The organism is Loktanella salsilacus (genome assembly GCF_900114485.1).
GTDB lineage: Bacteria > Pseudomonadota > Alphaproteobacteria > Rhodobacterales > Rhodobacteraceae > Loktanella > Loktanella salsilacus.
Genome location: NZ_FOTF01000003.1, coordinates 121,333 through 140,757, shown reverse-complemented (window position 1 = coordinate 140,757; position 19,425 = coordinate 121,333). Strand labels below are relative to the sequence as shown.

The 19,425-nt window shown below is 58.4% G+C and carries 17 protein-coding genes; 12 read left to right on the top strand and 5 right to left on the bottom strand.

Annotated features, from left to right (window positions below; genetic code table 11):
* Window positions 1–121 precede the first annotated feature (121 nt).
* The 12 genes from BM131_RS03495 (at window position 122) to pdeM (ending at window position 13,712) form a co-directional block, all read left to right on the top strand.
* Entirely contained in the window at window positions 122–1,546 is a 1,425-nt protein-coding gene (locus BM131_RS03495; protein WP_090185721.1) for a type II and III secretion system protein family protein, read from the top strand.
* Window positions 1,547–1,559: 13 nt separating this feature from the next.
* Window positions 1,560–2,219, top strand: coding sequence for an OmpA family protein (locus BM131_RS03490; protein WP_090186005.1), 660 nt, complete (start codon window positions 1,560–1,562; stop codon window positions 2,217–2,219).
* Window positions 2,220–2,495: 276 nt separating this feature from the next.
* Window positions 2,496–3,743 (top strand): CpaE/TadZ family protein, encoded by a 1,248-nt coding sequence (locus tag BM131_RS03485; protein WP_090185717.1) that lies wholly within the window; start codon window positions 2,496–2,498, stop codon window positions 3,741–3,743.
* Window positions 3,744–3,757: 14 nt separating this feature from the next.
* Entirely contained in the window at window positions 3,758–5,206 is a 1,449-nt protein-coding gene (locus BM131_RS03480) for a TadA family conjugal transfer-associated ATPase (protein WP_090185715.1), read from the top strand.
* A 6-nt stretch (window positions 5,207–5,212) separates the two neighbouring features.
* Complete coding sequence (locus tag BM131_RS03475; RefSeq protein WP_090185712.1) at window positions 5,213–6,178, top strand: type II secretion system F family protein; 966 nt, start codon at window positions 5,213–5,215, stop codon at window positions 6,176–6,178.
* A 9-nt stretch (window positions 6,179–6,187) separates the two neighbouring features.
* Window positions 6,188–7,171, top strand: coding sequence for a type II secretion system F family protein (locus BM131_RS03470; RefSeq protein ID WP_090185709.1), 984 nt, complete (start codon window positions 6,188–6,190; stop codon window positions 7,169–7,171).
* Between the two features lie 4 nt (window positions 7,172–7,175).
* On the top strand, window positions 7,176–7,733 hold the full coding sequence (locus BM131_RS03465; protein ID WP_090185708.1) for a tetratricopeptide repeat protein: 558 nt from the start codon (window positions 7,176–7,178) through the stop codon (window positions 7,731–7,733).
* 27 nt (window positions 7,734–7,760) lie between these two features.
* Window positions 7,761–8,606 (top strand): tetratricopeptide repeat protein, encoded by an 846-nt coding sequence (locus tag BM131_RS03460; RefSeq protein ID WP_090185705.1) that lies wholly within the window; start codon window positions 7,761–7,763, stop codon window positions 8,604–8,606.
* A gap of 3 nt (window positions 8,607–8,609) precedes the next feature.
* Window positions 8,610–9,104 carry a prepilin peptidase gene (locus tag BM131_RS03455; RefSeq protein WP_090185702.1) on the top strand — a complete coding sequence of 165 codons (495 nt, stop codon included), beginning with the start codon at window positions 8,610–8,612 and terminating at the stop codon, window positions 9,102–9,104.
* 121 nt (window positions 9,105–9,225) lie between these two features.
* Complete coding sequence (locus tag BM131_RS03450; RefSeq protein WP_090185700.1) at window positions 9,226–10,536, top strand: ATPase; 1,311 nt, start codon at window positions 9,226–9,228, stop codon at window positions 10,534–10,536.
* Between the two features lie 39 nt (window positions 10,537–10,575).
* Window positions 10,576–12,975: a ligase-associated DNA damage response DEXH box helicase gene (locus tag BM131_RS03445; protein ID WP_090185697.1), complete on the top strand. Its 2,400-nt coding sequence runs from the start codon at window positions 10,576–10,578 to the stop codon at window positions 12,973–12,975.
* A 38-nt stretch (window positions 12,976–13,013) separates the two neighbouring features.
* Window positions 13,014–13,712 (top strand): ligase-associated DNA damage response endonuclease PdeM, encoded by a 699-nt coding sequence (gene pdeM, locus BM131_RS03440; RefSeq protein WP_090185694.1) that lies wholly within the window; start codon window positions 13,014–13,016, stop codon window positions 13,710–13,712.
* Here pdeM and folD read toward each other — a convergent pair.
* The 5 genes from folD to BM131_RS03415 form a co-directional block, all read right to left on the bottom strand.
* A complete protein-coding gene (gene folD / locus BM131_RS03435) occupies window positions 13,657–14,535 on the bottom strand; it encodes a bifunctional methylenetetrahydrofolate dehydrogenase/methenyltetrahydrofolate cyclohydrolase FolD (RefSeq protein ID WP_090185691.1) in 879 nt (292 codons plus the stop codon). The genes pdeM and folD overlap by 56 nt on opposite strands.
* A 188-nt stretch (window positions 14,536–14,723) precedes the next feature.
* Window positions 14,724–15,182, bottom strand: a complete 459-nt coding sequence (locus BM131_RS03430) for an MOSC domain-containing protein (RefSeq protein ID WP_342713939.1) — start codon at window positions 15,180–15,182, stop codon at window positions 14,724–14,726.
* A 189-nt stretch (window positions 15,183–15,371) separates the two neighbouring features.
* Window positions 15,372–17,285, bottom strand: coding sequence for an ATP-dependent zinc metalloprotease FtsH (gene ftsH / locus BM131_RS03425; RefSeq protein ID WP_090185686.1), 1,914 nt, complete (start codon window positions 17,283–17,285; stop codon window positions 15,372–15,374).
* 87 nt (window positions 17,286–17,372) lie between these two features.
* Entirely contained in the window at window positions 17,373–18,626 is a 1,254-nt protein-coding gene (tilS, locus tag BM131_RS03420; RefSeq protein WP_245754124.1) for a tRNA lysidine(34) synthetase TilS, read from the bottom strand.
* 14 nt (window positions 18,627–18,640) lie between these two features.
* A complete protein-coding gene (locus BM131_RS03415; protein ID WP_245754123.1) occupies window positions 18,641–19,420 on the bottom strand; it encodes a tol-pal system YbgF family protein in 780 nt (259 codons plus the stop codon).
* Window positions 19,421–19,425 lie beyond the last annotated feature (5 nt).

Sequence of the window (19,425 nt, the reverse complement as noted above, 5' to 3'; positions counted from 1 at the left end):
TATCCACAGCAAGTCCGACCTGCAAACCATTGATTCTTGCAATAATCATGCGGTCCGGTCATGGTAGCCCTAATGACGGAAAATAATTTCCGCTGAGGCGTGATCGGAGAGGCAGGTCACAATGAGCTATGACAGATTCATGAAGGCCGCACTTGCGAGCCTTTCGCTGGCGATGGCCAGCATTCCAATGACAACGTCTGCGGAGACACTACGTGTTGTGCGCGGTTCGGCGTCTGCCCCTTTGGCAGTGCCAATGAACCGTGCCATCGTGGTTGAAAGCGACGAACCCTTTGCGGAAATTTCCATCGCAAACCCTGGTATCGCCGACATTTCGTCTTTGTCGGACCGCAGCATCTATTTGCTGGGCAAGGAACCAGGGCGCACGACGATGACGATTTTGGGGCCAGACGGCCGCCTGATCAGCAACGTCGAGGTGCAGGTCACCCCTGACATCGCGGAATTCAAAGAACGGCTGGAGCAGATCCTGCCAGGAGAGCCGATCGAGGTCCGCACAGCGAACAACGGTATCGTCTTGTCCGGTACTGTCACCAGCACCGCGCGGCTTGATCGCGCGTTGGAACTTGCTGAGCGTTATGCCCCTGACCGGGTGTCCAACCTTATGAGCGTCGGCGGCACCCAGCAGGTCATGCTGAAGGTCCGTTTTGCCGAAATGCAGCGCAGTGTTAGCAAATCGCTGGCATCATCGATTGCAGCACAGGGCACCGCGCTGAACGGCAACCTTGGCACAACTGGCGGCACTGGTTCGCTTGTCAGCTCTGGCGCAGTGAGCAATACTTTTAGCGGGTCCACCCCCACCACGAATGCGAATAACGGCGCTTTCTTGTTTGGCTTTAACGCTGGCGGACTTGAAGTCGGCATTCTGCTAGAAGCTTTGGAAGCGCGCGGCGTGGTCCGTAGCTTGGCAGAGCCGAACTTGACTGCGCTCTCGGGGCAAGAGGCTAAGTTCTTGGCCGGCGGTGAATATCCCGTGCCCGTGACACAAGACAACGGTGAAATTTCGGTTCAATATAAACCCTTTGGCGTGGAAATGACCTTCACACCCCGGGTTGTTGATGGCGACATCATCAACTTGGAACTAAAGGCAGCAGTGTCGTCGATCGATACGGCCAACGGCTTTACCGCAAACGGCTTTACCATCAACGCCTTCAAGCGCCGCGAAACATCGACCACAGTTGAAATGCGCGACGGCGAAAGCTTTGCCATCGCCGGTTTGCTGTCTGATGATTTCACCGATCTTAAAGGTCAGGTGCCATGGCTGGGCGACGTGCCCGTTTTGGGTGCCCTGTTCCGCAGCGTCGAATACAGCCGCGAACAGACCGAGCTGGTGATTATCGTCACCCCGCATTTGGTGACACCGACCCGTGGGCAAGCCTTGGCTTTGCCGACAGACCGTGTGCAACCGCCATCCGAAAAGGACCTGTTCCTGTTCGGCCGTGTGGCGGCATCAAACGCCCCCAAATCGGGCGGCGCGGGTGAAGTAGCACGTCAGGACTTTAGCGGGTCCTACGGCTATGTGATGGAATGATAGGGGCGGTATGATGAAGACTCTGCTAACAATTACCGCCGCCGCCCTGACCTTAATGGGTTGCGCCCAAGAGGCCGGTTTCCACAACGATGCCGCTTTGCCTGCTGGCGCTGCCGGGGTTGCTGCCGACTTTGGTGCAGCCACCGCTGCGAACCACCAAGCAATGACCAACCCCGGCGAGGCAACAGTCCAGTTGGGCCAGCGCTTTGCAGCCGAGGTCGACACGACGGTCACATTCGCGTTCAATTCCAGCCAGTTGGACGCAGCCGCGCAGGCGGTTCTGATCACACAGGCCAATTGGATTCGGCAATTCCCGGAAATCCGTTTCAATGTTTACGGGCACACCGACCTGGTCGGCAGCGCGTCCTACAACAAACGCCTCGGCTTGGCGCGCGCCAATGCGGTCGTCAACTTCTTGTCGACTCAAGGCATCAGCCGTTCGCGTCTAGAAGCGCTTGTTTCGTACGGCGAAACCCGTCCGGTCATCGCAACGCAAGCGCCCGAACAACAGAATCGCCGCACCGTCACCGAAGTTTCTGGCTTCGTCAAAGGCGCGCCGATGTTGCTGAACGGTAAATACGCCGAAGTCATTTTCCGCGAATATATCGCCAGCGCCGTCCCTCCGACGACCCTGTCGACTTCTGCGACGGCGACGCTGGACTCTATTCAGTAAAACGCACCAAAACCGCCTAATATCCTCACTGTTATGTGACGCGCACCGCAAGGTGTGCGTCAACAGTGCTTCAAAATTCACATGATCGTGCCGCCTGAACGCACAATCAATCGAATTTGGTCCCATTCTCGACAAGATTAACCGTCAAAACCGATCCAACGGGTCAGTCTTGTTCTGCACGATGCAGGTCAGACGTAGGCACCGGGTGATCGTGACGGGACCTTAAGAAATCCCTCATATACCCGTGTGGCGCCCAATTGAATGAGGACGTCCGGCATGAGCAGCAATGCAATTCATAAATCCGATAGCCCCGCTCTGGTGGCCTGCACCGTTAGTCGTGATGTACAGATCTTTGATCTGTTGATCGAAGACATGGAAGCAGCCCTTGGCGAAAGCTGGGGTGATTTGAGCTTCGACGACGCCCTTGCATTTTTGCGCCAACCCGACGCGGCTGAATTGCAATTTCTGGCCGTCGCGATGGATGCAGAGGATGAAGTCAACCTTGACCGAATCGCTGCCATCATCAGTGCGGCCAAGACCCAAGAAATCAAAGTCATCCTTATCACCGAAGACGTCAGCCCCGCCGCGCTACACAAGCTGCTGCGCGAAGGCGGCGACGAATTTGTGCCCTATCCGCTGCCGGAAAACGAGCTGGCCAACGCAATCGAACGGGTCCTAACCCCTGCCGCGGAAATCGCCATCGCCCCGGAATTGCAAAACAAGCTGAAGGCGACTGGCACCCATGATGGTGTGCTGATCGCTGTGCACGGCATGGCTGGCGGCACCGGGGCCACGACTTTCGCAGTCAATCTGGCTTGGGAATTGTCGCTGCTCGACAAGGACAACCCACCCCGCGTCTGCTTGCTCGACCTCGACCTGCAGTGCGGCTCGGTCTCGACTTACCTCGACCTGCCCCGCCGAGAGGCAGTGCTTGAATTGATGTCAGACACCGAAGCGATGGATAGCACCTCATTTATGCAGGCGCTTTTGTCCTATGACCAAAAACTGCACGTGCTGACCGCGCCGACGGACATGATCCCCATGGATCTGATCACCAGCGCTGATGTCTCGCGAATCTTGGAAATGGCGCGGACAAACTTTGATTACATCATCATTGATATGCCCTCTGTCATGGTCGAATGGTCGCAGACCGTTCTAGAAGCCGCGCACATCTATTTCGCGACGTTAGAACTGGACATGCGGTCAGCGCAGAACACTCTGCGTCTGAAACGCGCCCTGCAGTCTGAAAACCTGCCGTTCGAAAAGCTGCGCTTTGTGCTGAACCGGGCACCCGGCTTCACCGATCTTTCCGGCAAGGCGCGGGTCAAACGGCTGGGCGAAAGCCTTGGAATCTCAGTCGAAGTTCAGTTGCCCGATGGCGGCAAGCAGGTCGCGCAAACCGGTGATCACGGCACGCCGCTTGCTGTGAATGCCCCTAAAAATACCATGCGCAAAGAGATCGCGAAACTCGCGGCCTCTGTCCACGCGGTCAATCGGGCCGATCACGCCGAAGCACGCGGTTAAGGGAAAGGCACGTCATGTTCTCGAAGTACAAAAAGCCAGGCGGCGCGGCGACGCCCGCACCCGGAAATCCCAAGCCAACCATGTCCGCCGTCACGGCGCTGGTGGCCGAGGATGCTCCGCGTAAATCCTTGATGAAATCCATGCCCACCCGCGCGGCAGAAGTCGCGCCGGGTGACCGCGATAAAAAGCGCAAGGAACGACTGGGTGAAATTAAGCTAGAGCTGCACAAAGCCCTGCTCGACAACCTGAACCTCGCCGCGCTTGAAAATGCGAGCGAGAATGATTTGCGCAACGAAATCAACGCAATCACGAACGAAACGCTTGATGAAATGGGCATCGTCCTGAACCGGGATGAACGCGTTACCCTGTCGCAGGATCTGTTCTTCGAGGTGAAGGGCTTGGGTCCGCTTGAAACCCTGCTCAAGGATGACACGGTCAACGATATTCTGGTGAACGGCCCACAGCAGATCTTTGTCGAACGCGACGGCAAGCTCGAACTGACCGACATCACCTTTAAAGACGAAAAGCACCTGCTGCGGATTATCGACAAGATCGTATCTGCCGTGGGTCGCCGCGTCGACGAAAGTAACCCCTACGTTGACGCCCGTCTTGCAGACGGCTCGCGTTTCAACGCGATGGTCGGTCCGATTGCGGTCGACGGCTCGCTGGTGTCGATTCGTAAGTTCAAAAAAGACAAGCTGGGCATCGATGACCTAGTGCGATTCGGGGCGTTTTCCGAAGAAATGGCCGCCTATCTGCAGGCCGCCGTCGCAACCCGTCTGAACATTATCGTTTCTGGCGGTACGGGTTCGGGTAAGACGACGACGTTGAACGCGCTGTCGTCTTTCATCGACAACGACGAACGCATTCTGACGATCGAAGACACGGCCGAACTTCAGCTACAACAGATCCACGTGGGTCGCATGGAAAGCCGTCCGCCCAACGTCGAAGGCAAAGGCGCTGTCAGCCAGCGCGACTGTCTGAAAAACGCCCTGCGGATGCGGCCAGACCGCATCATCGTCGGGGAAACGCGCGGCGAAGAAGTTATCGACATGTTGCAGGCCATGAACACGGGCCACGACGGATCGATGACCACGATCCACGCCAACTCTGCGCGTGACGGCGTGTCGCGTCTTGAAAACATGATCGCTATGGCCGGTATTGAAATGCCGATCAAAGCGATGCGTAGCCAGATCTCATCCGCTGTGAACCTGATCGTGCAGGCCTCGCGTCTGCAAGACGGCTCGCGCCGCATGACGTCCATCACCGAAATTACCGGGATGGAAGGCGACGTGATCTCTATGCAGGAAATCTTTAAATTCCAGCGTGTTGGCCTGACGCCCGAGAATAAGATCATCGGTCACTTCACGGCGACCGGCGTGCGCAGCCACTTCTCTGACCGTTTCAAACTGTGGGGCTACGATTTGCCGCCGCAGATTTTCGAACCCCTTGTTGCGGAGTAACGCACCATGATTTCCGCCGAACCGCTTATCTATATTGCGATCTTTGCGTCCGTGATCTTCGTGGTGCAGGGCATCTATTTGGTGCTTTTTGGCAAATCGATCACCATGAATGGCAAGGTGAACCGCCGCCTGCAGCTGCTTGAAAAAGGCGGCAATCGCGAACAGGTTCTGGAACAGCTCCGCAAGGAGATGACCCAGCACATGAAATCGCAAAGCATCCCGCTTTATTCGATTTTGGCTGCCAAGGCGCAGCGCGCTAACATCGCCTTTACCCCGCCGCAAATCATCCTGCTGATGGCAGGCGTCAGCGTCATGGCCTTCTTTGGCCTGACGATGATGACCGAAGTCGCCCCCCCGACCCGCGCCGTCGTCGCGGTTGGTATGGGCGTGGGCGGTGTGTTCATGTGGATCAGCGGCAAGGCGAACAAGCGCATGGCCTTGTTCGAAGAACAACTGCCAGAAGCCGTCGAACTGATGGTGCGTTCCCTGCGCGTCGGCCACCCATTTTCTTCGGCTGTTCAGATCGTTGCCAGGGAATTGCCTGACCCATTGGGCACCGAAATGGGCGTCATCTCGGACGAGGCCGCCTATGGTCGCGATATGGGTGAAACGCTGAAGGCCATGGCAGAACGTCTTGATATGCAGGATTTGCGCTTTTTGGCGGTCGCCGTCACGATCCAGCAAACCTCTGGTGGTAACTTGGCCGAAATTCTTGACGGTCTGGCCAAGGTGATCCGGTCCCGCTTCCGCCTATTCCGCCGCGTCAAAGCCATCACGTCAGAGGCAAAATGGTCCGGCAAATTGCTCTCGGCCTTCCCGATCCTAGCGTTGATCGTGATCAACCTGATCCAGCCCGGCTATTTTGACGAGGTGATGGATAAGCCGATTTTCATCCCTGCCTGTCTGGTCGTAACCGGCTTTCTGGTTCTGAACCTGATCGTCATGCGCGCCCTCGTGAACATCAAGGTGTAAGGTCAGATTATGTCTATTATCAACGATATCAACACGATGCTAACCGACATCCTGGGGCCATTTGGCGGCGTCATTCTGGTGGGCTTTATTGGCCTCATCATGATCCTTGTCACGTTGCCTGTCCTGCTGAAAAAGCAGGTCGATCCACTCGACAAACTCAAAGCCCTCAACCGCGCCCACACCGCCAAGGCAAGCGGCAACGGCGAACGCCTGCGTGCGCCCACAAGCAAAGACAAGTTGGAAAAATACGCCAACTTTCTGGAACCGCAGGACGCCGTCGCCTATTCTGCAGCACGACTGACGCTGTTGCAGGCCGGCTATAAATCCAAAAACGCCGTCCGTACCTTTCACTTCAGTCAGTTCGCCTTGGGCATTTTCGGTCTTATCTTTGGCGGCCTCTATGCCCTGCTGAAAACGCAGACGGGCGAAGTGTCGCAGCAATCCATGATGATGACGCTGCTGATTCCGGGCTTTATTGGCTACATGCTACCGAAATACTGGGTCACGCGCCGCGTTGCCGCGCGCAAAGAGGCCATCGAATACGGCTTCCCAGATAGCCTCGACATGATGCTGGTCTGCGTCGAAGCTGGTCAATCCATGGACCAGTCCATCCTGCGCGTCGCAAGAGAGTTGAAATCAGGCTTCCCCGATCTGGCTTCTGAATTCGAACTGGTCAGCCAAGAAATGAAGGCCGGCAAAGGAAAAGAGGCTGTGCTGCGCGACATGGCGGAACGCTGCGGTGTGCAAGACATCTCGTCCTTCACAACCGTGCTGATCCAAAGCCAACAATTCGGCACCTCGATCGCCGATGCGCTGCGGGTCTATGCCGCAGAAATGCGTGACAAACGTGTCATGCGTGCCGAAGAAGCTGCAAATAAACTACCGACTAAGATGACACTTGCCACGATGATGTTGACCGTGCCGCCGCTTTTGCTCATCCTGATCGGACCCTCCATCTACGGTATCACGCAAACCATGGGGGGCGGAAACTGAACCGATGATTCGACCTCGCAGCGCCTTGGCTGCCGCAATATGTCTCGCACTGGCCGCCTGTTCATCAGGCGGCCCGCTTGCGTCTGGGGACGGCGTTTTTGCACCCGGCGTCGCGGGCAAGGCGCAGGTCGATAACCTTGTCGTCGGTCACCGCCTGATGGCCGCCGGGGAATACGAACTCGCGCTTGATGCATATTCCCGCGCCGCCGTGGTGCAGGGCTTTAACGTGGACACATTGTCCGCGCTTGGGTCCGCCAACCTGCGCCTTGGCCGCTTAGGACAAGCCGAAGGCCTGCTGCGCCGCGCCGCTGAAGAGGCACCTGATTTCGCCCCCGCTTGGAACAACTTGGGCGTATTATTGATGGAAAAAGGCGAATTTGCCGAAGCAGCCGAGATTTTTCGTCGCGCATTTGCCACGGACAACGGGAATTCTGACGAGATCCGAGAGAACCTGCGCTTGGCACTATCCAAACGCGACGCCGTTATTTACGATCCTGCGCAAGAGAACCAGAACTTTGAACTGGTCCGGCGCGCCGATGACGACTCCATCGAACCGCTTTGAGGTAGCAGCAGGAAAGGACGCATAAAAATGCGCCATACCGTTATTCTATGTCTGGCCGGAACGCTGGCCTTGTCCGCTTGCGGCACACGTAACGGCGATGCCGAAGTGCAGCGCGCTATGCAGGACCTCAACTCGATCGAAAGCGCGAGCCTGAACGACGTCATGCTTACGGTTGGCGATCCCGAAGAGGCCGTAAAATATTTCAACGGTGCCTTGGCCGGCAATCCGGACCGGATCGATTTGCAGCGCGGACTTGCCAAGTCATTGGTCCGTGCAGGCCGCGCAGACGAGGGCGTGACGACTTGGAAGCTTGTCATTGCGCACCCCGACTCCAACCTTGATGACCGGGTCGAAATGGCCGAAGCCCAAATTCGCGCAAATAGCTGGGACGATGCAGCAGCTACGCTGAATGCCATCCCGCCGACCCACGAAACCTTTGATCGCTACCGGCTAGAGGCGATGATCGCCGACAGCAAACAACAGTGGTCCAAGGCTGATAGCTTTTACCAAACCGCCGTCGGCCTCACGTCGACGCCCGCTAACACCATGAATAACTGGGGTTACTCCAAGCTGACACGCGGCGATTATCCAGGGGCAGAGCGTCTGTTCACCGACGCCCTGCGCCAAGACAGCACAATGTTCACCGCCAAGAACAACTTGATCTTGGCACGCGGCGCGCAGCGAAAATACGATCTGCCGGTCGTGCCAATGACCCAAATTGAACGCGCACAGCTGCTTTACACCATGGCGCTGACCGCGATTAAGCAAAACGACGTGACCACGGGCAAGGGCCTTTTGCGTGAAGCCATCGACACGCACCCGCAGCACTTCGAAGAAGCCACCCGCGCCTTGCGCGCCCTGGAAGCGGTTTAACACATGGTATTGTCCGCTACAGCCGCTTGGTGGTTCATGATCGTTGCAATCCCGGTCGGCCTCTGGGTCGCCTATACCGATTTATCGCGTATGAAGATCACCAACGCCGCCGTCATGACGCTTTTTGCAGGCTACGTGGTCCTAGGCTACTTCGCCCTCCCGCTCGAGGCTTATCTTTGGGGCTATGTGCACATGATCGTCGTGTTGATCATCGGCATTGCCCTGAACGCCGTTGGCGCAGTCGGCGCGGGTGATGCGAAATTCGCCGCCGCCGCCGCGCCAATGATCGCGACAGGTGACATTGCCCCGTTGCTTTACCTGTTTTCGCTGTGCCTGCTGGGCGGCTGGGCTATCCACCGCATCGCGCGCATGACGCCTCTGCGCCGCCTCGCACCGGACTGGGCCAGCTGGACGTCAGGGCGCCGCTTTCCTATGGGCCTTCCCTTGGCAATGACCCTGCTCGCCTACCTCGGACTGGTCATTTACCGCGGATATTGACCCACGGCGGCCGTAAATGCCGCTGCAGTGAAACCGTTTGTCCATGTTTTAGCCATAAATCGACACCATACAGAGGCAACACCGGGGGTCCGCCCCGCGTTGCTTTGATGGGGTCGATCATTTGAACATGCAAAACACTGGGGTCATGGCCCCGCCAAGCCCGCGCTCTTTGGAAGGTATGGCTCTGCCCCTGCCAATGATGCGCGACATATTGGTGAAAACCATGTTCCGCATGAACCTGACAATGGTCACGCAGCTTGCGCGCGCCGTCTGTCTGCCTGTCAATGTCACGCAGGAATTGGTCGATCTGGCCCGCGGCCAGCTCTTACTCGAGGCGACGGGCAGCATGTCGTCCTCTGGCAGCTCTGAAATGGGCTATCAGCTGACCGACGCAGGCCGTAACCGGGCCAATGATGCGCTGAAACAGTCGGAATATTACGGTGCAATGCCCGTGCCGCTGGACATCTACCGCGAACAGATCAAGCGTCAGTCGATCCGCAACATCCAGATTACACGCGACCAACTGACTACCGCGATGGGGCACCTCATCCTGCCCCCCGCCCTTATTTCCAACCTTGGCCCTGCTGTCAGTTCTGGGCGATCCATCCTGATGTATGGCCCGCCGGGCAATGGTAAGTCTTCAATTTCAAACGGTATTCGCGACGCTCTGGGGGACAAAATCTATGTGCCCCGCGCCATCGAATACTCCGGTCAGGTCATCACCGTCTACGATCCGATCGTGCACTCCAGCGCCGATGACGACGAACAGGACCCCAATTCCCTGCGCCGCACGACAGGTCGGTTCGATACCCGCTATGTTCGCTGCGAACGCCCGACCGTGATCACCGGGGGCGAACTGTCGCTCTCGATGCTCGACCTTGTCTACAACCCGGTTGCACGGACCTATCAGGCCCCGCTGCAGATGAAATCGACGGGGGGCATCTTTATCGTGGACGACCTTGGCCGTCAGGCAGAGCCGCCACAGTCGCTGGTCAACCGCTGGATCGTTCCGCTGGAAGAGTCCAAAGATATTCTTGCCCTGCAATCGGGTGAAAAGTTCGAGGTGCCATTTGACACCCTCGTCATCTTTTCCACGAACTTTCACCCCAATGCGATCTTTGACCAAGCGGCCCTGCGCCGTATCTTCTTCAAGATCAAAATTGATGGACCCTCGCAGGCCGACTTCCTGAAAATCTTCGCTCTTGTTGCACGCAAGAAAAAGATGCCGCTGGACGAACGCACGTTGGTTCACCTGCTCAACAACCTCTACCCGCAGATCGACAACGTCTATGCCAACTACCAACCGATCTTCCTGATCGATCAGATGATTTCGATCTGCGAGTTTGAGGGGATCCCATATCAAATGAATCCCGACATGATTGACCGCGCCTGGGCCAACATGTTCGTCAAAGAAGAAGAGATCGTCCGCTGATCGCTTGACCAAAGGCACCTGCCGCCACACATCAGGGGGATGGAATTGCCCCCTATTATTCACGATTGGTTCACCGCGCGGGGCTGGTCCATCCATCCCCATCAGCAGGACATGCTGGACCGGGCCGATGCCCCTGCGCTGTTGCTGATTGCACCGACGGGCGGCGGCAAAACGCTCGCGGGCTTTCTGCCAACGCTGGCCGAACTCGCAGATGGCCAACATAAAGGGCTTCACACGCTGTATGTCTCGCCGCTCAAGGCGCTGGCTGCCGATATCAAACGCAATCTGACCACTCCGGTCACTGACATGGGCCTGCCGATCCGGATCGAGGATCGAACTGGCGATACCAGCGCCACCCAGAAAAAGCGCCAGCGCGCCGATCCCCCGCATATTTTACTGACCACGCCTGAAAGCCTTGCCCTTCTGACCTCGTACGAGGACGCGCCCCGCATGTTTGCCGGTGTACAGCGCGTCATCGTTGACGAAATTCACGCGCTCGCGGAATCGAAACGTGGCGATCAGCTCATGCTAGCCCTGTCCCGCGTGCAAGCCATGGCCCCCGGTCTGCGCCGCGTCGGCCTCTCTGCCACCGTCGAAAACCCCGCCCGGATTGCCAGCGGCCTCGCCTGCCATCCTGACCCCTGCGAAATTCTCTACGCCGATCCCGGTCCCGACCCTGACATCTCCATGCTGGTGACCGAGGAACGACCCCCCTGGGCTGGTGGCGGGGCCAAATATGCAATTCCGGCTGTCCTAGAGCAGGTCAAACAACACAAAACCACGCTCATTTTCCACAACACGCGGGCGCAGGCCGAGATCTTCTTTCACAACCTCTGGCTCGCGAATGACACTGATCTGCCAATCGGCATTCACCACGGCAGCCTAGACCGGGATCAACGACAAAGAGTCGAGGCCGCGATGGTCGCCGGCACACTGCGCGCCATCGTCTGCACTGGCAGCCTCGACCTTGGCATCGACTGGGGCGACGTTGATCTGGTGATCCAAGTCGGTGCCCCCAAAAACGTTAAACGCCTGATCCAGCGTATCGGCCGCGCAAACCACCGCTATAACGCCCCGTCCAAGGCGCTGCTGGTTCCGGCGAACCGGTTTGAAGTCGTCGAATGCGTTGCCGCCCTGCAAGCCGCCCGCGACCATGAACTCGACGGCGATCCCCCCGGCCCCGGTCCACGCGACGTTCTATGCCAACACATCCTGATCCGCGCCTGCGCTGGACCGTTCTCGGCAGACGACCTCTATCAGCAAGTCCGCACCGTCGGCGCCTACAGCACCCTGGCTCGCGCCGATTTCGACGCCTGCCTCGACTTCTGTGCTACCGGTGGCTACGCCCTGCGCGCCTATGATCGCTGGAAGCGACTTCATCTGCGTGATGGCCTTTGGCACCTGCGCGATCCCCGCGCTACACGCGATCTGCGCATGAACATTGGCACAATTCAGGACACCGACACCCTTAAAGTTCGCCTGCGCGGCGGATTTAAACCGTTGGGCGAGATCGAGGAATCCTTTGCCGCTACCCTGACCCCCGGTGATACCTTTTTGATCGGCGGCCAAATCGTCCGCTACGAATCCCTTAAAGACATGTCGGTCGAGGTCACCCGCCGCGCTGATAAGACACCCAAGATCGCCACATTCATGGGCACGAAATTCGCAACCTCCACTCAGTTATCCCAACGCATCTTGCGTATGTTCCGTGAAGACGATTGGCCAGAGCTGCCGATGCACACCGCCGAATGGCTTCACCTGCAACGAGAATGGTCAAAGCTTCCGCAAGCCGACCGCATCCTTGTCGAATCCTTTCCGCACGATGGCCGCGCGCATACCTGTTTCTACGGATTTGCAGGCCGCAATGCTCAGCAAACCCTTGGCCTTCTTCTGACCAAACGGATGGAGGAGCTTGACCTCAATCCCCTTGGCTTTGTCTCGACCGACTATGCGACACTTGTCTGGGGATTAACCCCTGTCGATGACCCCGCTTCGCTATTCAACCCTGACGCGCTGCACGATGGCTTCGCCGATTGGCTTGCCGGCAACGCCGTCATGAAACGCACCTTTCGTGCATCGGCCACCATCGCTGGCCTCATCCAGCGCAACCTACCGCAGGCACGTAAATCAGGCCGCCAAGCAACGTTTTCGTCCGACATCCTTTATGACACCCTCGCCAAATACGACCCGGACCATCTTATTATGCAGGTCACCAAAGAAGAGGCCCTGCGCGGCATCGTCGATTTCGGCCGCATCGAAGAGATGCTGACCCGCACGTCTGGCCGCGTCGATCACGTCATCCTACCCCGCGTGAGCCCGCTTGCAGCACCTATGCTCCTTGAACCCGGCCGCGTACCCGTCGTAGGCGCAGGCCGCGAACGCCTGATGGAGGAGATGGCCGCCCGCTTAATGGACGAGGCTGGTCTATCTGCACTCTGATCCTTGCACCTTCGCCTCAATACGCTCTAGAACAAAGTATGAACGCACATAGCTTTACATTTGGTGAACACCGGCTGACCGCCCTGCCCTCTGGTGCTTTATGGTGGGGCGATCGGCAGTTGCTTTGCGTCTCCGACCTGCATCTTGGTAAATCCGACCGCATTGCGCGGCGGTCCGGTGTCATGTTGCCGCCCTATGAGACCCAAGAAACCTTGGCGAAATTGAGCCACGACATTGCCGTGACCGACCCAAAAACCGTACTTTGCCTTGGCGACAGTTTCGACGATCTTATGGCTGCGGACAGCCTGTCAGACGCGGATGACACAACCCTGACCAGCCTTCAGGCCGGGCGTCAGTGGCTCTGGCTCGAAGGGAATCACGATCCGGGTCCCTTGGCATTGGGCGGAACACACCTTTCAATCCATCAGGACGGCGGCCTGACCTTTCGCCATATCGCAAGCGACACCCAGCTCGAGATATCCGGCCACTATCACCCCAAGTACGCGATTCCTGGCGCAGGCAATGCGCGCTCATGCTTTTTAACCGATGCTAAACGCCTGATCTTGCCGGCCTATGGCGCATACACGGGCGGATTGCGCGCAACGGACCCGGTGCTGACCCGCCTTTTTAGCGGATCAGTTATCGCTATTTTAACCGGCCATCGCGCAATCTGCGTTCCAGTTAAACCGTCAGCCCATCCGGCTCGGCCAAATCGTTTGCGCGGCAGCAGGCCGTAACCGTGTTTGCCAACAGGCAGGCAATGGTCATCGGGCCAACGCCGCCCGGCACCGGCGTTATCGCGCCAGCGACCTCTACCGCCGACGCGAAATCGACGTCGCCGACCAAACCATCCTCGGTCCGGTTGATACCCACGTCGATCACGGTCGCCCCCGGCTTGATCCAATCGCCCGGCACCATCTTGGGTCGCCCCACCGCTGCCACGACGATGTCCGCACGGCGCACCACGTCAGCTAGATTGCGCGTTCGTGAATGCGCAATCGTCACCGTGCAGCTCTCGCCCAAGAGCAATTGGGCCATCGGTTTTCCGACAATATTGCTACGCCCGATAACGACCGCATCCATGCCTGTCAGGTCACCATGATGATCGCGCAGCATCATCAGACAGCCCAGCGGCGTACAGGGCACCATCGCCCGCTGGCCCGTACCTAACAGACCAACGTTCGAAATATGGAACCCGTCCACATCCTTCGCTGGATCAATCGCCGCAAGAACCTCTGCCTCGTCCATGTGCCGCGGCAACGGCAGTTGGACCAGAATGCCATGCACTTCAGGATTGGCATTCAACTCTGCAACAACGCGCATGACCTCATCCTGCGCCGCATCCGCCTGCAGGCGGTATTCCAGCGACAGCATGCCGACAGCCTTCGTCATTTTGCCCTTAGAGCGGACATAAACCTCTGATGCTGGATCATCGCCGACCAGCACGACAGCCAAACCAGGCGTAATCCCGTGCTCCTCTTTCAGCCGCGCGACATGCGCTGCGACTTTTTCCCGAACCCGGCCAGCAAAGGCCTTTCCGTCGATAATCGTGGCTGTCATTGATGCTGCCTTTCCATCGCAGGACGCTGTGCGGGGCGCCTTCGGGTGGCACACCCGGGCAGCGTCGCACATCGTTCAATCCCTAAATCGTCATTCACGCGCAGCCGCGGCGCGCGCTACTCACCTACACTGGCCCGCCCCGCAAAGGAATATGGTCTCCGCTCGCAGATCGTGTCGCGACCAAAGAATTACCCGCGCCATGCCCTTTGGCCTGGGACATGCAGAACCAAAGTATCACCAAGTGTCAACGTTCCCGCCCGTTCCACCCAAGCAGTCACACCGCGCAGACCATTGGCAGCAGCTTTAAAAGCCTTACCGTGCCCGGGTCGCGCTTCTTCAATCGTCTTCGACACCAAATGGCAGGGCTGATTCAGCATATCGACAGTTAATGTGACGCCATCTGGTCCCTGAAGGCGCGCTGATGGCGGCACATGCGTGAAATCTTCAATGCCATCCACCACAACGCTTGCACCCAACCAAGCTGGGTCAATCTCGTCCAAATCTAGTTTCTTCGCGATGATCGCAAGTTCGGCAGCGCTCACAATGCTCAACTGCCGCACGTTCCGAATTTCAGTCCCCTTGGGATACTGCGTCGTCACCCGGCTACACGACAGCCGCGTTAATCCTGCGTGAAATTCGCCCGGCATCCCGTCGAAGTTCAAGGACATTGACTGAATCGGCTCCCCCACAATCTCAGATGCATTGCGGTGCGGGACGCGGCCAAGCCAAGTTATCCGACCCACGTGTTCCGTTTTTATCAGCGCTGGCATCGCATACTTTCACAAAGAAAAACCCCGCGCTTTTCAGCACGGGGCTCTATTTAAATCAAGTTAGGATTAAGCCGAAGGCTCCGGCTCCAGGCCGCCGTCAGCTTGCGGCGTCTTGCGGGTCTTAGGAACCGTGGGGATCGCATTGCCACCAGAGGGCGGCGTATCGTCCTGATCTTCACCGCGCTTCAGTACTTCTCCAGCAATGACGCGTGCGATCTCGTTACCGGTCAGGGTTTCGTATTCCAACAAACCCTGCGCCAAACGTTCCAGATCGTCGCGCTTCTCTGTCAGGATACGCTTAGCGGTTTCATAACCTTCCTGAACGATGGCCTTAACTTTGTCATCGATGATCTTCTGGGTATCGGCAGAGTGGTTTGTACCACCACCGTAATTCCCCAGATAAGAGCTTTGCTCGTTCGCGTAATCAACGAACCCAAGCTCTTCCGCATAGCCGAACTGCGTAACCATGGCGCGGGCAATCTTTGACACTTGCTGGATGTCGGACGATGCGCCAGAGGTGACTTGATCCTTGCCGAACACCAGCTCCTCCGCAACACGGCCGCCCATCGCCATCGCGATTTTCGACGTGTACTTCGTGTAGCTTACGCTCAACTGATCACGCTCCGGCAATGACAGCACCAGACCCAGCGCACGACCACGCGGGATGATTGTCGCCTTGTGGATCGGGTCATGCTGCGGAACGTTCAGACCAACAACCGCGTGACCAGCCTCATGATAGGCCGTCAACTTCTTCTCGTCCTCGGTCATGACCATGCTGCGGCGTTCCGCGCCCATCATAACTTTGTCCTTGGCCGACTCGAAGTCGATCATCATCACGAACCGACGCCCAATGCGCGCCGCCATCAGTGCGGATTCGTTCACAAGGTTCGCCAAGTCGGCACCCGAGAATCCGGGCGTGCCGCGTGCGATAATGCGTAGGTCAACATCGGGACCCAGCGGCACCTTCCGAGCATGGACGGAGAGAATTTTCTCGCGGCCCTTAATGTCTGGATTTGGCACCTGCACCTGACGGTCAAAGCGACCTGGACGCAGCAGAGCAGGGTCCAGAACGTCAGGACGGTTGGTCGCCGCGATGATGATGATACCTTCGTTGGCCTCAAAACCGTCCATCTCAACCAGCAACTGGTTCAGAGTCTGTTCACGCTCATCATTGCCGCCGCCATAGCCTGCGCCACGCGACCGACCAACAGCGTCGATCTCGTCGATAAATACGATACAAGGCGCGTTCTTTTTTGCCTGCTCGAACATGTCGCGCACGCGGCTTGCACCAACACCGACGAACATCTCGACAAAGTCGGAACCAGAGATGGTGAAAAACGGCACGCCAGCCTCACCCGCAATCGCCCGGGCCAGCAGGGTCTTACCCGTACCCGGAGGGCCGACAAGCAAAGCACCCTTAGGAATCTTACCACCAAGCCGCGAGAATTTCTGCGGGTTGCGCAGGAATTCGACGATCTCCTCCAGCTCGTCCTTGGCCTCGTCGATGCCAGCCACTTCATCAAAGGTCACGCGGCCATGCTTTTCAGTCAGCAGCTTTGCCTTGGATTTACCAAAGCCCATCGCGCCGCCTTTGCCGCCGCCCTGCATGCGGTTCATGAAATAGACCCACACACCGATCAGCAGTACGAAGGGCAGCAAACCGATCAAAAAGCTTTGCAGACCAGACTGTTCCTGGCTTTGCGCCGTCACAGGAATGTCGCGGGCGATCAAAAGGTTTGTGACTTCCGCATCCTGCGGTTTGATCGTGACATAGTCGCGACCGTCGGTGCCGCGGTAGCGGACCTGTTCACCATCCAGCGTCACGCTGGATACAGAGTCGGTTTCAACAGCGGAAACGAATTCCGAATAGCTTTTAGAATTGCTCATCCCGCTACTGGTGCCACCACTGAACAAATTGAACAGCGTCAGAACCAACAGGAACAGGACGACCCAAAAGACTATATTACGTGCGTTGCCCAATGAGAGGCTCCTTTGGCATCGGAAAATGACGGAAGTTTATTAACAAACCGTGCGTTGTTACCCAAAATAGACATTCCGCCGCAATCTTCAATGCGCAAGCCGCGCAAGGGTCAATTCTTCACCGCTGCCGGGTGGAATAATGCTGTGCGGCGCGCCAAACCCAAGCGGCGCGAAGGCCACCAGCGTCGCGCCGTCCCAGACTGCTGGCAGGCTGGCTAAGATGTGTCGCGGCGCACGCGGCTGCGGCTTATCGGGGATGAGGCCAAGCCCGGCCTCGCCCAAGGCGCGCACCGTCAAGCCGTTGATATCATGGCCTTCCAACCGCCACCCAGTATCCCAAAGGCATGCAGGTCCCGCGACGTCCACCGCATTCCCCACCGCCATCGGCTCTCTTGCGATGAACAAACGGCCCCGTCGCGGGACGATGATGGCCCCGGCCAGCACGGCCGCGCCCCCCGACATTGCGCGATTTACCGCCTCTAAGAGCGGTTCAAGGCGTGGACGATAGGTCGCAGCGGTCACGGCCATCACCGCAGCGGCCGCAAGCCGCGACTGAGTCTCCGCGCCAAGCGCGGCAAATCCGTCACGATCCCAGACAACCGCCCCAGGTGCGGTTGCATCTGGGCGCGACAGGTCCCTAGCCGCATTCCGCGCCAAAGCCTGCAGCACATCGCGCGCCCGCGCCATATGCGTGGCCGTTGCGGCAAGGGTCGCGGTATCGAGCCCTTCGGTGCCAATCAACGCCCGCATCCGCACACGTGCATATTCGGTATCTTCATTGCTTAGATCGTCGACAAAGGGGATTTTCAGCGTCGTCACATAGTGCCGCAACGCCGCCCGCGTTTCGGTCAACAGCGGCCGCAAAATCCGCATTCCGCCAGCAGTCGCGTCGTCAGACATACCTGCAAGGCCATCGACGCCCGATCCGCGCGCAAGGCGCATCAGCACCGTTTCCGCCTGATCATTCTGCGTATGCGCCATCAAAACAGGTGCGCCGCCTGCCGCTTGCCGCAGCAAAGCCCGCCGTGCCTGCCGAGCTTCATTTTGCAAATTTCCGCGGCTGTCCCACCCCTGCCAGCGCAGGGTTTCGTGCGGCAAACCAAGACCTTGCGCTTCTGCCGCGACCATCACGGCCTCGGCGGCGCTCGCCTCGCGCAAACCATGGTCTACGGTCGCAACTTGCAGTGTAATGCCGTAAACACGCGCCCAGCCCGCCGCCAGATGCAGCATCGCCATACTGTCCCCGCCGCCAGACACGGCGAGGCACAAACGTTGTGGAAAATCAGGCCCTAGCAACTGCCCCATACGGTCCGCGAACCGCTGCGGCAGGCCAGTGTTCAAGGCAGATCCCGTATTTAGGGACATGCCAGCGCGACACGCGCGTTCGCAGCCTCGGTCACGAAGGGCGACGCGGGAAAGCGCACGCCGACTTCGTTCAAGGTGACACAAGCGTCCTGCGCCTGCCCAACACCGCCAAGGGCATTGCCCAGACGAAACAGTACCTCTGCAGCGACCGCCCCCTCTGGGTTACCAGAAAACGCCTCCAGATAGGCGCGGGCCGCGTTGGCCGTGTCGCCTAAACCGTCCAGCGCACGGCCCCGCATCAGGGCCGTTTCCTCTGTCAGGGTTGACCCCGGGTAGGTCGCGCTAAAGGTCGCAAGGAGATCCGCGGCGCTGCGAAAGTCACCTGATGCGAGCGCCTCCTGCGCCCGCTGATAGTCCTGCTGTTCGCCAAGGGCGAGTTGTGGTTGATCCGGCACGGCCGCCGCCGGGGCGGGCACGCTGGATGCGCTATCGACACCGCCCAGCGACGGCGTGTCGCCAAGGCTGCCGATATCGCAACCGGGCTCAACTTCGCATAGGCGGAATTCCAGATCACCGATCCGGTTGGTGCCATCAGTGGTGATCCGGTTGATGCGGAACTCCAGCTCTTCGCTTTTACCAGTCAGGCGCGTCAGCTCGCTCTCGATCGCGTTCAGACGGTCTAGCGGGGTGTTTCCCACCGCACCCGTCGTCAGCGCGCCGCTGGTCGACAATTCCGACCGCAGGCTTTGCACATCACTGTAAAGCGTGCCCAGCTGCTGACGGATATCCGCCAGCGTGGCGTCCTGCGCTGTGGCGGCCGTGGCGGTCATAACCG